Annotated in this window: 15 protein-coding genes; 12 read left to right on the top strand and 3 right to left on the bottom strand. The window is 41.1% G+C overall.

Annotation, left to right across the window (positions count from 1 at the left end; translation table 11 throughout):
- Window positions 1–5: 5 nt before the first annotated feature.
- The 3 genes from AACU33_RS22870 (at window position 6) to AACU33_RS22860 (ending at window position 2214) form a co-directional block, all read left to right on the top strand.
- Window positions 6–866 (top strand): FkbM family methyltransferase, encoded by an 861-nt coding sequence (locus AACU33_RS22870; protein ID WP_096590830.1) that lies wholly within the window; start codon window positions 6–8, stop codon window positions 864–866.
- Window positions 867–1041: 175 nt separating this feature from the next.
- Window positions 1042–1878, top strand: coding sequence for a twin-arginine translocase subunit TatC (gene tatC / locus AACU33_RS22865; RefSeq protein ID WP_096590828.1), 837 nt, complete (start codon window positions 1042–1044; stop codon window positions 1876–1878).
- Entirely contained in the window at window positions 1879–2214 is a 336-nt protein-coding gene (locus tag AACU33_RS22860) for a tRNA-binding protein (RefSeq protein ID WP_096590826.1), read from the top strand. It abuts the gene before it with no gap.
- Between the two features lie 69 nt (window positions 2215–2283).
- Here AACU33_RS22860 and AACU33_RS22855 read toward each other — a convergent pair whose 3' ends face one another.
- Window positions 2284–2592 carry a DUF3067 family protein gene (locus tag AACU33_RS22855; protein WP_096590824.1) on the bottom strand — a complete coding sequence of 103 codons (309 nt, stop codon included), beginning with the start codon at window positions 2590–2592 and terminating at the stop codon, window positions 2284–2286.
- A gap of 229 nt (window positions 2593–2821) precedes the next feature.
- Here AACU33_RS22855 and petC point away from each other — a divergent pair, with 229 nt between their 5' ends.
- The 8 genes from petC (at window position 2822) to AACU33_RS22815 (ending at window position 12492) form a co-directional block, all read left to right on the top strand.
- Complete coding sequence (gene petC / locus AACU33_RS22850) at window positions 2822–3361, top strand: cytochrome b6-f complex iron-sulfur subunit (RefSeq protein ID WP_096590822.1); 540 nt, start codon at window positions 2822–2824, stop codon at window positions 3359–3361.
- 177 nt (window positions 3362–3538) lie between these two features.
- Window positions 3539–4540 (top strand): cytochrome f, encoded by a 1002-nt coding sequence (petA, locus tag AACU33_RS22845; protein ID WP_096590820.1) that lies wholly within the window; start codon window positions 3539–3541, stop codon window positions 4538–4540.
- Between the two features lie 93 nt (window positions 4541–4633).
- Window positions 4634–4993, top strand: coding sequence for a cupin domain-containing protein (locus AACU33_RS22840; protein WP_339376223.1), 360 nt, complete (start codon window positions 4634–4636; stop codon window positions 4991–4993).
- Window positions 4994–5082: 89 nt separating this feature from the next.
- The gene (locus AACU33_RS22835; protein ID WP_096590816.1) at window positions 5083–5568 is read left to right on the top strand and encodes a hypothetical protein; all 486 of its coding nucleotides are present in this window, start codon (window positions 5083–5085) and stop codon (window positions 5566–5568) included.
- Between the two features lie 273 nt (window positions 5569–5841).
- A complete protein-coding gene (locus AACU33_RS22830) occupies window positions 5842–6069 on the top strand; it encodes a photosystem II protein, Psb35-related (RefSeq protein ID WP_096590814.1) in 228 nt (75 codons plus the stop codon).
- Window positions 6070–7177: 1108 nt separating this feature from the next.
- Complete coding sequence (locus tag AACU33_RS22825; RefSeq protein ID WP_096590812.1) at window positions 7178–10177, top strand: peptidase domain-containing ABC transporter; 3000 nt, start codon at window positions 7178–7180, stop codon at window positions 10175–10177.
- A gap of 96 nt (window positions 10178–10273) precedes the next feature.
- The gene (locus AACU33_RS22820; protein ID WP_096590810.1) at window positions 10274–11857 is read left to right on the top strand and encodes an HlyD family efflux transporter periplasmic adaptor subunit; all 1584 of its coding nucleotides are present in this window, start codon (window positions 10274–10276) and stop codon (window positions 11855–11857) included.
- 137 nt (window positions 11858–11994) lie between these two features.
- Window positions 11995–12492, top strand: a complete 498-nt coding sequence (locus AACU33_RS22815) for a DUF427 domain-containing protein (protein WP_096590808.1) — start codon at window positions 11995–11997, stop codon at window positions 12490–12492.
- A gap of 19 nt (window positions 12493–12511) precedes the next feature.
- On the opposite strand, the gene AACU33_RS22810 is transcribed toward AACU33_RS22815, so the two are convergent.
- Window positions 12512–13207 carry a phosphatase PAP2 family protein gene (locus AACU33_RS22810; RefSeq protein ID WP_096590806.1) on the bottom strand — a complete coding sequence of 232 codons (696 nt, stop codon included), beginning with the start codon at window positions 13205–13207 and terminating at the stop codon, window positions 12512–12514.
- Window positions 13208–13280: 73 nt separating this feature from the next.
- Between AACU33_RS22810 and AACU33_RS22805 the strand changes: the two genes are divergently transcribed.
- Entirely contained in the window at window positions 13281–13820 is a 540-nt protein-coding gene (locus tag AACU33_RS22805; RefSeq protein ID WP_096590804.1) for a GrpB family protein, read from the top strand.
- A 71-nt stretch (window positions 13821–13891) separates the two neighbouring features.
- On the opposite strand, the gene psbA is transcribed toward AACU33_RS22805, so the two are convergent.
- Entirely contained in the window at window positions 13892–14974 is a 1083-nt protein-coding gene (gene psbA / locus AACU33_RS22800) for a photosystem II q(b) protein (protein WP_096590802.1), read from the bottom strand.
- Window positions 14975–15086: the final 112 nt, after the last annotated feature.

The following is a 15086-nucleotide window of genomic DNA, read 5'->3' as shown; positions in this document are numbered from 1 at the left end:
AATTTATGAGGAAATTTTTAGCTTATTTATTTGCTAAATGGAATTACCTCAAGGGTCATTCAGCCTTTGAGAAATCATCAATTACTACCATTATAAGAATTGCGATTTGGTCTGTATATTGTATTTTTAAACGTCCAGCAACAATTAGTCTGGGGCACAGTGGAGCTAAATTTTATTTGCCTCCCAAATTTAAAGAAGCAGGTTCGACAGGAATTTATGTATTAAGAGAAGATTATGAACCAGAATTAAAATATTTGAATAATGTACTCCAACCAGGAAGAGTGTTTGTAGATGTTGGAGCAAATTTTGGAGTTTACACAGTAATTGCTAGCAAATTGGTAGCAGATACAGGAAAGGTTCTTGCTTTTGAACCAGCGGCAGAGACGTACCCGATTTTAGACCGCAACGTTGAAATCAACAATTTTAGTAATGTGAAGGTATTTCATGCAGCTGTCTCTGATAAAACTGGGACTTCGCGTTTTTACCATGTTAATAATGCGCCTAATAGTTATTCTTTGGGAGCAGATACAGAAAGTACAAGTTTTGAGGAAGTAGCTACAGTTACTCTAGAAGATGTTTTCCAAAAAGAGGCTATTGAGCGTTTTGATTTAATGAAAGTTGATGTGGAAGGAGCTGAAGAATTAGTCTTGCGTGGATCTCAATCTTTGATAAAGAAAATGCGTCCTCAAATTATATTTGAAGCAAGTGCAGATAGAGCTAAAATGTTAGGTTTGACAACAGATGGAGCATGGAATTTATTGAAAGAATGGGGTTATGAGTTTTTTGCTATAGAGAAAACTGGTAAGTTAAAACCTTTAAATTCAATAAAATTTGGCAATATTCTGGCAATCCCTCGCGCCTGCTGAAGTATAAGTAACGGTCAGTCAGCCAGGCTTACGGGTAAGTGGCATTAGTAATAATATTGAGTGCCATCATAAATACTAGGGCGAAATCAAGAAAAATCGCAAAGTCACCAAAAACATATTTTGCTAGCTGCTTCCCCAGTAAAATAGTTAGCAAATGTTGCCTAATCGCTGAATCATGACGCCACAAAATTTAGACACTGTACCGCAGTCCGATTCGTCAAGGGAATTCCCAGATGCAGCTGCTACAACTTCACCGGATATCAACGTGGAAGGATATGGCGATTCTGATATCGATCCGCTTGATGAATTACCAGGTGAAGTCGAAATGTCGTTTTTCGACCACCTAGAGGAGTTGCGCCAGCGAATTTTTTATGCCCTAATTGCTGTTGCAGTAGGTGTTGTAGGCTGTTTTTTCAACGTCAGGCCGATTGTCCAGCTATTAGAAGTTCCCGCACAAGGAGTAAAATTTCTCCAACTTGCTCCTGGGGAATATTTCTTTGTTTCTTTAAAAGTAGCAGCCTATAGTGGCTTATTACTTTCTACTCCGTTCATCCTTTACCAAATTATTCAATTTGTGCTTCCCGGACTAACCCGCCGCGAACGCCGCTTGCTAGGGCCTGTAGTTTTAGGGTCGAGTGTGCTATTTGTGGCAGGGTTAGCATTTGGTTATTTTCTGCTAATTCCCGCAGCTTTGAAGTTTTTTATTAGCTATGGTGCAGATGTAGTAGAACAACTTTGGTCAATTGAAAAATACTTTGAATTTGTCTTGTTGTTATTATTTAGCACAGGCATAGCATTTCAAATTCCTGTGATTCAACTACTGCTTGGCGCTTTGGGAATTGTTTCTTCTCAACAAATGTTTTCTGGTTGGCGTTACGTAATTATGGGTGCAGTGGTTTTAGGTGCTGTTCTCACTCCTTCTACTGACCCTCTTACGCAAAGTCTGTTAGCAGGTGCAGTCTTAGGGCTTTATTTTGGTGGCATTGGTTTAGTAAAACTGATAGGGAAATGAATGCCACAAATCACCTATGAAGAGTTTGAAAAAGTCGAGATTCGAGTTGGGAAAGTTGTTGAAGTGGCAGATTTTCCTACTGCGAGAAAACCAGCCTATAAACTTTGGATAGACTTTGGTGATTTGGGCATTAAAAAATCTAGTGCCCAAATTACTAAGCTTTATCAGCCAGAAGATTTAGTTAACAAATTAATACTAGCTGTCACCAACTTTCCACCTCGCCAAATTGCAGATTTTATGTCTGAAGTTTTGGTTTTGGGAGTAGTTCTCGATGGTGGCGAAGTAGTTTTAATTCAACCGGATAAAGATGTAGCTTTGGGCAAAAGAATTTTATAGTAACTCTTACATAGCAATCCTTATAGCTTTGATTACATATCTTTAAATAAGCCAATTGTCAAGAGTATTTTATAAGATCCACTCTGAAGATCGCTCGCCTAAATCAAGGGGAATACTCACAGCTTTGCCCAATCGGGGGCGATCGCGTGTTTGTGTGATAAATGTTTGGACTTGTGTTGTTCCACCTAAAGCATGAAGATAGTTGGCAATGCTATCAAGATGGGCTTGGTACTCGTCTTCACTCAAAGGAAAAGAGGCTTGCTCTAAATATTTCCACATGACTTGCAGAAATATTTTCCCCTGCGATCGCCGCAACTGCACATCGTAAGAGCGTCCCCACTTATCAAGCAACAGTTGACGTAATTCCTGTCCTGTCATACGTTGTCTCAATTAGATTTTACATTTAGTTATGATGTTAAGTTCCGTAACTCAAGTATGATAAGGATATAAAGAAATGTAATGCTAACAGAAAAGATGCTAGAAATATCTTGGAACAGAGAAGTATGGCATTTTTGTGGGCGTTAGCATTTCGACTTAGATAAGAGTTGCTCAACTACTAGTACTCTTATCAAAATGCTTAACAAAATACACAAAGAGCGCGTAGATTATGGCTCAATTTTCTGAATCAGCAGACGTGCCCGATATGGGGCGTCGTCAATTCATGAATCTGCTCACTTTTGGAACCGTCACTGGAGTGGCTCTGGGTGCATTGTATCCCGTTGTCAAGTATTTTATTCCACCTGCTACTGGTGGCGCTGGTGGCGGTACAACGGCAAAAGACGAACTGGGCAACGATGTTAGTGTCAGCAAGTTTCTAGCAAGCCATAATGTAGGCGATCGCGCCCTGGTTCAGGGATTAAAGGGCGACCCCACTTATCTTGTCGTAGAAAGCAAAGAAGCGATCGGCGATTACGGCATTAATGCCATCTGCACCCATCTAGGTTGTGTTGTCCCCTGGAACGTAGCAGAGAACAAGTTCAAATGTCCTTGTCACGGTTCCCAATACGACGCAACCGGTAAAGTTGTGCGCGGCCCAGCACCTCTGTCTTTGGCTTTGGCTCACACCAACGTCCAAGACGACAAAGTTGTTGTTAGCCCGTGGACTGAAACCGACTTCCGCACCGGCGAAGAACCTTGGTGGGCTTAATAATTTTAGTCAAAAGTCAATAGGAGCCAGTCACATGCGGAGGTTCCCTCCGTTGAGTGAACTGGCGTTCAAAAGTCCACAGTGTGAACCATTGACTCTTGACTCTTGACTCTTGACTCTTGACTCTTGACTCTTGACCAATGACTAATTCACGAGAGAATCGTTGCCCTTATAGAGATGAGAAATGCTTCAATAACAGCGAGGTTAACTCGCAGTACTAGAGCAATAGTCAAAACATTGCTCATAGCGATCGCTACCGTGACATTCTACTTCACCAGCGATTTAGCCCTGCCACAATCTGCTGCTGCCTATCCTTTCTGGGCCCAGCAAACTTATCCAGAAACACCCCGCGAACCGACTGGGCGAATTGTTTGCGCCAACTGTCACTTAGCCGCCAAGCCGACACAAGTGGAAGTTCCCCAATCAGTTCTACCTGACACTGTGTTCAAAGCTGTGGTAAAAATTCCCTACGATACCAGCGTCCAGCAGGTAGGTGCTGATGGTTCTAAAGTCGGCTTAAACGTTGGTGCGGTATTGATGCTACCTGAAGGCTTCAAGATTGCTCCAGAAGACCGTATTTCTGAAGAACTGAAAGAAGAAGTAGGCGATACTTACTTCCAAACTTACAGCGAAGATAAAGAAAACGTCGTTATCGTCGGCCCCTTACCAGGCGAACAGTATCAGGAAATCGTCTTCCCAGTTCTTTCTCCCAACCCCGCAACTGATAAAAATATCCACTTTGGTAAATATTCAGTTCACGTAGGTGGTAATCGCGGACGCGGACAAGTTTATCCAACTGGTGAAAAGAGCAACAACTCGGTTTACAACGCTTCTGCTGCTGGCACAATTACCAAGATTGCCAAAGAAGAAGATGGAGATGGCAACGTCAAATATGTAGTTAGCATCAAAACCGACGCCGGTGAAGTTGTCACTGATACAATTCCTTTAGGCCCAGAATTAATTGTTTCCGAAGGGCAAACAGTAAAAGCTGGTGATGCTTTGACTAACAATCCTAACGTTGGCGGATTTGGTCAAAGAGATGCAGAAATCGTATTGCAAGACGCTAATCGAGTCAAATGGTTGATTGCATTCATCGCGCTGGTGATGATGGCTCAAGTCATGCTAGTTCTGAAGAAGAAGCAGGTTGAGAAGGTTCAAGCTGCTGAGATGAATTTCTAAATTATTTGCGAATTCATTTATTTATAAGACAGGCAGATTGCCTGTCTTTTTTTTTATCAAAAATCAGCAGCAAACAGAGAAGCTAGCATTCCTATGTCGAAGTTGAATATCAACATGATTAGCAAAGAATCTGCCGAGCATTATTTATGGGGTAATAATTGTCATGGTTGGCATCTTGTGAAACAACTAGGGTTAAGCGTGATTCAAGAAATTATGCCACCAGGAACCTCGGAAGTCAGACACTATCACCAGCAATCGCGGCAGTTTTTCTTTATCTTAGCTGGAACAGCAACTTTAGAAATTGATGGTTCTCGTCAAATTATTTCTCAACACCAAGGTGTAGAGATTCCTCCTAAGACTCCTCATCAGATGCTAAATGAAAGCGATCGCGATTTGGAATTCCTGATCATTTCCCAACCTCCCAGTCATGGCGATCGCATTTTAGTTAGTTAGCTAAAATTTTTGTTATAGTGCGTCTGTTATTGCTGATGTACTTACTGAAGACTATTTATAAAATTACCAAAAATAGCGAAAATTAATGTATGAGTAACGTTTTTGAAGCTATTGTATGTGAGATTGATTTTGATAGAGCTAAAAATTTACTAGCAACAATATCTTCAGAGCTAACTTTAGAATTTATCAAAATTAATGAATCTCTATTAGTTATTTATCAACTTGAAGAAAACAGACATAGATTAATATTTTCTCAACAGATAGAGTATTTAGCTAGCCAAGTATCATTAGAAATTTCTGCCGTTCTGGTAATGCGCTATGACTCTAGAATTGGACATCGTTCCTCAATTTTGTTCAAGGAAGGTTTACCTATATCTTCATTTGATGAAAATGATGAAATTTGGGTTTTGTTGGATGAAGAAGGTGAACCTTTAATTGATGGAGAAAGATTTTCAATAAATTCAATGAAAGATGATGAAGAATATGAAACTATTTGTAATGCAATTGACTTGGGTCTTCAAGCTCTTGGAATAGAAAATTGGCATGAAGTTTATTCGTTCATTACATCTCACTAAATAATAAAATTCTACTTTACAAATTCACTTAACAATTCTAGGGCAAAATTGAACTTTAATTTAGATAATTAAATACTGACCTAGACAGTATTTAGCACATCAATACTCATCACTCCAACTCCAGAAAGGGAGAAATAGCTAGTCAGCACTGTTAAGTACGGAATACCCTACCTTGCTTATCGGCTAGCACGCCATAACATTAGCTTGCGAGTTTTGTAAAATTAAAGTTATATTTATTTACATAAAGTTACATAACTTAAACAGAGGTTTGAGATGACTATTTTTATTGCGTTATTGGTTGTAGGTTGGGTAGCTGCTTCAGTTATCGGCACTTTGGCTTATTTCTTGGGAGAACAAACCAAGCCTATCCACGAGCGTAACTGGCGCTCTGAGTCTTTTGAGAAGTTAGCCAAATCTCTCACTGGTAAAGATATCGACTATAGTCAACGCACTCCTGCTTATGCAATGGATGCCTATACCAGCCGCAATCTGCCCCTATAACAGTTAAGGTGGCTTACTGGAATGTTCACAAATCAAACCCCCAACCCTAACTCAGACTTGGGGGTTTTGCTTTACAAAAACTTTAAGTAGTTGACGATATATGAAGAATATGTTAAATATATTAATATAAGCTTACAAAGCTAAGAAATATAAATATTTGAACGACGACAACGCTGAAGAAAATCTGACATTTGGGTATTTCGGAGCTTTCTTCTTATACCTCGGCCTGCGCAGGCCGAGGTTTTATTTTGTTTTTGTCCCCACTTAGAGATCCCATGCGGTTTTTCCGCTTTGAGAGCCGCTATTTCGGTATATACCCTAAAGACATTCAGCGTTAAGCAAGTAACAATTGATTCGTATTAAGCATCTGTATCCACTCCGGAAGCCTCCAGAAAAACTGAGAGAAATTCTGGAGTTTCTTTTTTAGGAACAGAGAAAAGCACTAAAGTTTTTAGTCTAAACTGTAACTTTACTTAATAGAGGAAGTAAAGTTTAACTTCGAGTAAAATTATATCTTGCTAACCGTAAATGTGCTGAGTTTGCCTCTGTACATCTGAGGGTAGCGGTTGACTTGTACCCCATGTCTCAAAGGAATTGCTACTTGAGTGTAACCCTTTTGTCATGGTCAGACCTTAACCAACTGACAAAGTTTTCTAAATATTTGACCCCTATCTTGTCTGAGACAGGTTATAAAAGTGGACAATTCGATAATTCTTGACGATCGCAGTTCTGCAACTAGGCAGTTGCAACCTCGTGTTTCTCGTTACAAAAGATAATGCTTGAAGAAGCGATGCCTGCGGCGAGCTACGCTAACGCCAGAATTCAGCATACACAATCGAGTAACCCCCTTAAATGTAACAAATTAGCCCAGGAATATCAATTCTTTACTGATACTGGGTATCTGATTAGGCTAATACCTAAGTAAAATAGGCAAATTACTTAACTACCAAAATGGCAACTATCGCAACTATTTTCAGTAAAACTTTGCAATCAATGTAAATTTTAAGCCGGATAATGTGTAGTATGTCATGGGAAATACTCCTATAGGCTGTAGTAGCCAATTACCAATAACTAAGACAGATATTGAAACTGATTACCAAAACTAGGCATGACTTATATTAAGAACGCCTTTGAAGAATTTCTGCGTACCGTTGAAGGTTTTGACCAATTACCTAGTGAAGAGATTGCGAATCTATCGCAACAACTACAAGCTTGGCGCTACCGCATAGGTCAAAAAATTATCGGCAAAGAAGTAATTCCAGAACGAATCACAATCATTTATGAAGGACAAGTACGCCTTTTAGGATACGATCCCCAGACGCAAATGCCAGTAACCTTAAAGTTGCTGCAACCAGGAGAAATCCTAGGTGAAATCGGTTTTTTGCGTCAGGTTGCTTGCGAAACTGCGATCGCCTCCACGGAAATAGTATGTTTAACCTTAAGTACGGTTGAATATTTACGGCTACTCTCTGCATACCCAGCTTTTGCCAATACCCGTAAAAACCGCGCTCATATTATTGAAGTTTTTGATGTCTTAGGTTGGCAATTAGAACAGCAAGCTTTAGCTAGTGCTAATCTCAAAGAACTTTCAGAACAAGCTTTACCAGACGCGAAAGTACATTACCTTCCGCCGGGAAGAAATCCATCTTACCAACTCGATCGGGAAAGTATTTGGTTTGTCAGTGGTAGCGGTACAGTCAAGAATTTATCTACAGGTTCGCGTTTAGAACTAACTGATGGCGGCCCCATCGAAGTTCAAGGGCCAAATTCTATACGCTTGATTGGTTTAGAACCATCAGATTTATATTTCCTGAATAATCAACCAGCCCAACTTCAGCAGGTAAACGATACCAGACCACAAATTGCAGATGCACTAGATATTCCCTACGCCACTGAGGAAGAAGTACCCTTATCATCTGCATCTAAGAGTACACAAAAACACCTAAAATATCCTTTCTTCCGCGGTACTGGGGAGATAAATTCCGCCTTTGCCTGTTTTCAAATGCTGTCTAAGCACCTACAAATCCCATTTCGTAGGGAAGTAGTGCGCCGCATTTTAACAGAGCAAATGCGAAAGCAAGGCACTTTATCATTTCAGCTTTGTGCCTATCTATCGGAGTTAATCGGACTCAAGGCTAATCTAGTAGATATACCTGCTACCTCGATTACCCGGATTCCGACACCAGCATTGATTCGCTATGGTGATAGTTTTGCGGTTTTATATGCAGCCGACGCCAATACTGTAGTTGTCGGTGTACCATCTCAAGGCATTGTGCGCTGTAAACCAGCTGAACTGGTAGCTCGCTTAGAAGTCGATGAAGCTAGTATGCCGCCTCAGGTGCGGGTATTGCTGGTGTCTACCACCAACGAAACACCTCAAGAACGCTTTGGTTTGCGATGGTTTATTCCCTATTTGTCGCGCCACCGTCGTGTCTTGATAGAAGTATTTATTGCTTCGTTTTTTGTGCAATTGGCAGCACTAGCTAACCCACTGGTTATTCAGCTAATTATTGATAAAGTCATCGTTCAAAATAGTATTAGCACCCTCAATGTTTTGGGTGTGTTGCTATTGGTAGTCGGCATATTTGAAGCAATACTAACTACATTGCGAACCTACCTATTTGTCGATACTACCAACCGCATTGATATGAGTTTGGGGTCGCAAATTATTGACCACTTACTCCGCCTACCACTACGCTATTTTGAACGCCGACCAGTAGGTGAATTATCTACTCGGATCAACGAACTAGAAAATATCCGACAATTCCTTACTGGTACAGCTTTAACAGTGGGATTAGATGCAGTATTTTCGGTGGTTTATATCATCGTCATGCTGTTTTATAGTTGGCAACTCACCTTAGTAGGTTTGGGCACAATTCCTGTCTTTGTCGTCATCACTTTAATTGCTTCTCCTACGGTGAGCAGACAGTTGCGTAGCAAAGCCGAACGAAACGCCGAAACTCAGTCTTATTTAGTTGAGGTGATGTCGGGAATTCAAACAGTAAAAGCGCAAAATATCGAATTGCGATCGCGCTTTTCTTGGCAAGAGCGTTATGCTCGTTATGTCGCCGCTGGTTTTAAAACTGTTGTTACTTCTACACTGGCTAATTCTACAAGTAACTTTCTTAACAAACTCAGTAGTTTACTAGTGTTGTGGGTAGGAGCTTATTTGGTACTTAAAGGCGAATTAACCTTAGGTGAATTAATCGCCTTTAGAATTATCTCTGGTTACGTTACCAGCCCGATATTGCGTTTGGCTCAACTTTGGCAAAGCTTCCAAGAAACAGCCTTATCTTTAGAACGCTTAAGCGATATTGTCGATACCCCAGAAGAAGCAGAAAGCAATCGTCAAAACATTCCCTTACCCGCAATTGTGGGAGCAGTGAAATATGAAAACGTTTCCTTCCGCTTTGCTGCTAGCGGGCCATTGCAACTTTCTAACGTCAATGTTGAGATTCCAGCGGGTGAATTTGTCGGCATTGTCGGACAGAGTGGATCTGGTAAAAGTACGATGATGAAGTTACTGCTGAGACTTTATGAGGTCGAGTCTGGCAGGATTTTAATAGATGGTTACGATATTGGCAAAGTAGAACTTTATTCGCTGCGACGACAGATGGGTGTAGTACCGCAAGATCCGCTGTTGTTTGACGGTACAGTTCAGGAAAATATTGCTCTGACTAATCCTGATGCGACAACCGAAGAAATTATCGAAGCGGCGCGCATTGCCGCTGCCCACGAATTTATTATGGGACTGCCTAACGGTTACAATACCCGTGTAGGCGAACGGGGTGCAGCGCTTTCGGGCGGACAAAGACAAAGAATTGCGATCGCCAGGTCTGTTTTACAAAGACCCAAGTTATTAGTTTTAGATGAAGCTACTAGCGCTCTAGATTACCCTACAGAGCGACAAGTCTGCCTCAATTTAGCTCAGGAATTTAAAGGGAGTACGGTATTTTTTATCACTCACCGCCTGAGTACCGTTAGTCATGCAGATACAATTATCGTCATGGATAACGGCAGAATTACAGAACAAGGAAGCCATCAAGAGTTAATGGCTGCGAAAGGGCATTATTTCTACCTTTATCAGCAGCAAGAAGTTAACCTGTAATAAGTGAGTTATTAGTTATTAAGAACCAACTTAATAACTAATAATTTATCTTTGATAAATAATAAACAATTACTAATTCAAAATCTAAAAATCCCTATGACTCAACTTAATGGAAATAATTTTAATGGCATGAATGGCAACGGGCGACATAATCATGAAGCACCAACAGATTCACGGGTATTAACATCAACTGCAAAAGCTCCTAAACAGACTAATTTTAACTTCCAAGAAGCTAACTTTGAGCAAGCTGTTGTACTGCGTCAATCTCCAGTTTGGTCGCGCACAATCATGATATCTCTCATGGCTTTGGCCTGTTTTGGGGTTGCTTGGGCTTGTTTTGCCAAAATTGAGCAAGTAGTACCAGCCGCAGGTCAGTTAAAGCCAGAGGGAACAGTTAAAGAAGTGCAAGCTCCGGTGAGTGGAGTTGTGAAAGAAGTCTTTGTAAAAGATGGTCAAGAAGTAAAAGCTGGAGATTTACTAGTAACTTTTGATTCCATCGCCACCCGTGCAGAATTAAATTCTCTATACAAAATTCGTACTGCTTTAATTCAAGAAAACCAAATTTATCGCCGCTTGATGGGAGCAAGCTTTGCCGCAGCCTCTGAGTTAGAATTTTTGCGTGGTAAATTACCTCAAGAAACAGCTTTCCTTCTCAAAAGTCGAGCAGCATTAGTTTCAGAAAATGAATTGTTGCGCTCTCAATTAAAAAGATATGGTACAGAACCGGGAATAGGTACTGATGAGTCACAACGTCTAGAAGTCGCCAGAAGAGAATTAGATTCTCGAGCTTCAGCGGCCAGGTTGGAAGTTGAAAAAACTAGAAAGCAGCTGGCGCAAACTCAAGTCAAAAAGCAGGATACTGAAGCAAGTTTAGCTATCCAAGATAAGATTTTAGGAAAAGTCAAAACATTAGCAGAAGAAGGTGGGATTTCTCAACTTCAGTATCTTAACCAGCAACAACAGGTACAAAATCTAAGGGCAGAAATAGCACAATTAGGTGAAGAAGAAAAACGCCTTCAATTTGATATTGAAAAAGGACAACAACAGTTAACCAATACTGTAGCAGCGTCAGATAAAGATATTTTAGAAAAAATCTCTCAAAATAAACAGCGCATTGCTGACATCGATAGCCAATTCATGAAAGTGATTCTGGAAAATGAGCAGCGTTTAGCAGATGTCAATAGCAAGATTTCGCAAACGCAGATGAATGTTAAATATCAAGAACTGCGCGCTCCTGTCAGTGGAACTATTTTTGATTTGCAAGCTAAAAATCCAGGATTTGTAGCTAATCCCACTCAAAAACTTTTGCAAATCGTACCGAATGAAAAATATATTGCGGAAGTTTTCATCACGAACAAAGATATTGGTTTCGTCCGCAAAGATATGAAAGTGGATGTCAGAATTGATTCTTTTCCTTTCAGCGAATTTGGCGACATTAAAGGACGAGTTCTTGAAATTGGTTCTGATGCATTACCTCCAGATCAAACACATCAGTTTTATCGCTTTCCTGCACGAGTGAGTTTAGATCAACAATCCTTAAATATTAAGGGCAAACAAATTCATTTACAGTCGGGTATGTCAATCAGTGCCAATATTAAAGTTCGCGAAGAACGGTCAGTAATGAGTCTATTTACTGAGTTATTTACCAAGCAAGTTGAGAGCCTCAAAGAAGTACGTTAAGCCAAATTTTAGTATTGTCTCGATCGTCTTCCTTTTGCTGTTGTGCATCAAAAATGTACAACAGCTTATTTATAATAAGTTTGTTAAGGAAATTAACAAGTAGTAAATTTCTTACTTTTGAATTTTGAATTGTAACTATGGTTTATCCTCAACGTATCGAACCATCTCCCGGACAAGAGTCAGTTTGGGATTATCCCCGTCCTCCAAGGCTTGAGGATACAAATAAACATATTCAAATTATTTTCAATGGGATAACGATTGTCGATACTCACTCTGCCAAGCGGGTTTTAGAAACTAGCCACCCACCTGTATACTATATTCCGCCTGCTGATATCAAAATGGAATACCTGCTCCTGACACCGCAATCTAGCTTTTGTGAATGGAAAGGACGTGCAGGTTATTACACTATTCGCGTTGGTGATAAAGAAGCCCAGAATGTTGCTTGGTTCTACCCCAGTCCCACACCAGCGTTTGCATCTATTAAAGACTATGTAGCTTTTTACGCCCATGTTATGGATGCTTGCTATGTTGATGGAGAAAAGGTACAACCGCAACCAGGTAATTTTTACGGTGGCTGGATTACTAGCGATATAGTCGGGCCGTTTAAAGGTATTCCTGGTAGTTGGGGATGGTAATTACCCAAAATATGCAGTCTTATTCCTGACGCCTGGTTCTATAGGGTTTGATGAGTAGACTAACTCCAGTTGCCCAGGCAACTGAAGCCATCCAGCCCGCTAAAATATCACTGGGATAGTGAACTCCCAGATATAGCCGCGTCCAGCCAATTACCAAGACAAATAGGCCTCCGGTAATCAGAACCAGCATTCCCCAGCGACTACCCCAAGTCAAAATCACCAAGGCTGCTACTAAAGTCATACTTGACATTGCATGGCCGCTAGGAAATCCGTAGTCAAATTCTGGGGAGGGTGATTGCCATAGGTGCGGACGAACTCGATGCAAAAGTACCTTCGCTGTTCGGTTAATGAGGATGCTTCCCAGCAAAGTGGTGATGAAGTAAGCAAGTTCGCGCCATCGTCTTCGGATAAACATAAATAGCGCGATCGCACTTGCAACCGGAAACACACCCCAGAATACACCCAATTTGGTAAATGTAGAAGCGAAAACATCTAGTTGCGGTTGTGCTGTTGAGTGAATTGCTAACAAGATAGGTACATCCCAAGCAAAACCGCCTTCGTTCTTCCAGGCTTCTTCTGCTAACTCTCCAAATACCTGTAGAGGTAAAAAAACTCCGATCGCAAGCAACGCCAAAGATGCACGACGGCGAACAATCAGATGCTTTAAGAAGGTCAGGAAAGACTGGAAATATCTCCACACAGCAGAGTTAAACATTTTGTTTTTTATAGCACTACAAATCCTCAAGGGTAAGTAGCTATATTCTTTATTTTAGAATTGGGAATTTCTTATGAAAGTAGAAGTAGTACCCCATGACCCAACATGGCGTATCAAATTTGAGCATGAATCCAAGCTAGTGGCGTTGGCGCTGGGAGAAAATGTAATTGCTATTCATCATATTGGCAGTACTGCAATTCCTTATATCTACGCGAAGCCGATTATTGATATGTTAGTTGAGGTCAAAGACATTGCTAAAGTAGAACCGCAAAATTCTCAAATGGCAGTGTTGGGTTATATAGCTATGGGGGAGTTTGGCTTACCAGGTCGTCGTTTCTTTCGTAAACATGATGAAAACGGCAAAAGGACACATCACGTTCACGCCTTTGAGGCTAACTTTTCTGAGTTACAAAGACATCTGGCGTTTCGCGATTATATGATTGCCCATCCTGAAGAAGCACACATATACAGTGAATTGAAGCGTCAATTAGCCAAGCAGTACCCAGAAGATATAAATGGATATATGGATGGGAAAGACGGATTTATTAAGGATAGGGAAAAAAGAGCTTTAGAATGGAAGCGACAAAATCTTAGTCTGCAACAAAATACTTGATTGATATTAAAACATAAAAAAACACCCCCCATTTCTGGAGGGCGTTTTTTCATTAAGCTAAGACTTCAGTATTAGCCGTTGATTGCAGGAGCAGTTAACGCAACAGGAGCAACTTCACCAGCAGCCAAGTCTAAGGGGAAGTTGTGAGCGTTACGCTCGTGCATTACTTCCATACCCAAGTTAGCGCGGTTGATTACATCTGCCCAAGTAGCGATAACGCGACCTTGAGAATCAATTACGGACTGGTTGAAGTTGAAACCGTTCAAGTTGAACGCCATTGTGCTGATACCCAACGCGGTAAACCAGATACCGACAACGGGCCATGCAGCCAAGAAGAAGTGCAGTGAACGGCTGTTGTTAAAAGAAGCGTATTGGAATATCAAACGACCGAAGTAGCCGTGAGCCGCAACGATGTTGTAGGTTTCTTCTTCTTGACCGAACTTGTAACCGTAGTTTTGAGATTCGGTTTCGGTGGTTTCACGAACCAAGGAAGAAGTAACCAAAGAACCGTGCATTGCAGAGAACAAGGAACCGCCGAATACACCAGCTACACCCAGCATATGGAAGGGGTGTAACAGGATGTTGTGTTCAGCTTGGAACACAATCATGAAGTTGAATGTACCGGAGATACCCAAGGGCATACCATCGGAGAATGAACCTTGACCGATGGGGTAGATCAAGAATACTGCGGTAGCAGAAGCCAGAGGCGCAGAGTAAGCTACGCAGATCCAAGGACGCATACCCAAGCGGTAAGACAGTTCCCACTGACGACCCATGTAGCAAGCACAACCTAGTAAGAAGTGGAAAATTACCAACTGGTAAGGACCACCGTTGTACAGCCACTCATCTAAGGAAGCAGCTTCCCAGATGGGGTAGAAGTGTAAACCGATAGCGTTGGAGGAAGGAACAACTGCACCAGAGATGATGTTGTTTCCGTAAATTAAAGAACCTGCAACTGGTTCGCGGATACCATCAATGTCTACTGGAGGAGCAGCGATGAAAGCAATTACGAAGCAGGCGGTAGCGGCTAGCAGTGTAGGAATCATCAGCACACCGAACCAACCGATGTAAATCCGGTTTTCGGTGCTGGTGATCCACTCGCAAAACCGATCCCATACACTGGTGCCAGAGCGCCGTTGTAAGGTTGTTGTCATTGTTTTATGAGTGCGATTTGTCTTAAAAAAATTAGTTAGGTGATTTAGGTTTCACCTATACTCATCCACTCTACATGAATTTAAGTTAAAAATGTTATTTATTTTTTTATTA

The organism is Calothrix sp. NIES-2098, assembly GCF_963875125.1.
Classification (GTDB): domain Bacteria; phylum Cyanobacteriota; class Cyanobacteriia; order Cyanobacteriales; family Nostocaceae; genus Aulosira.
This window is presented reverse-complemented; position numbering and strand designations above follow the sequence as displayed.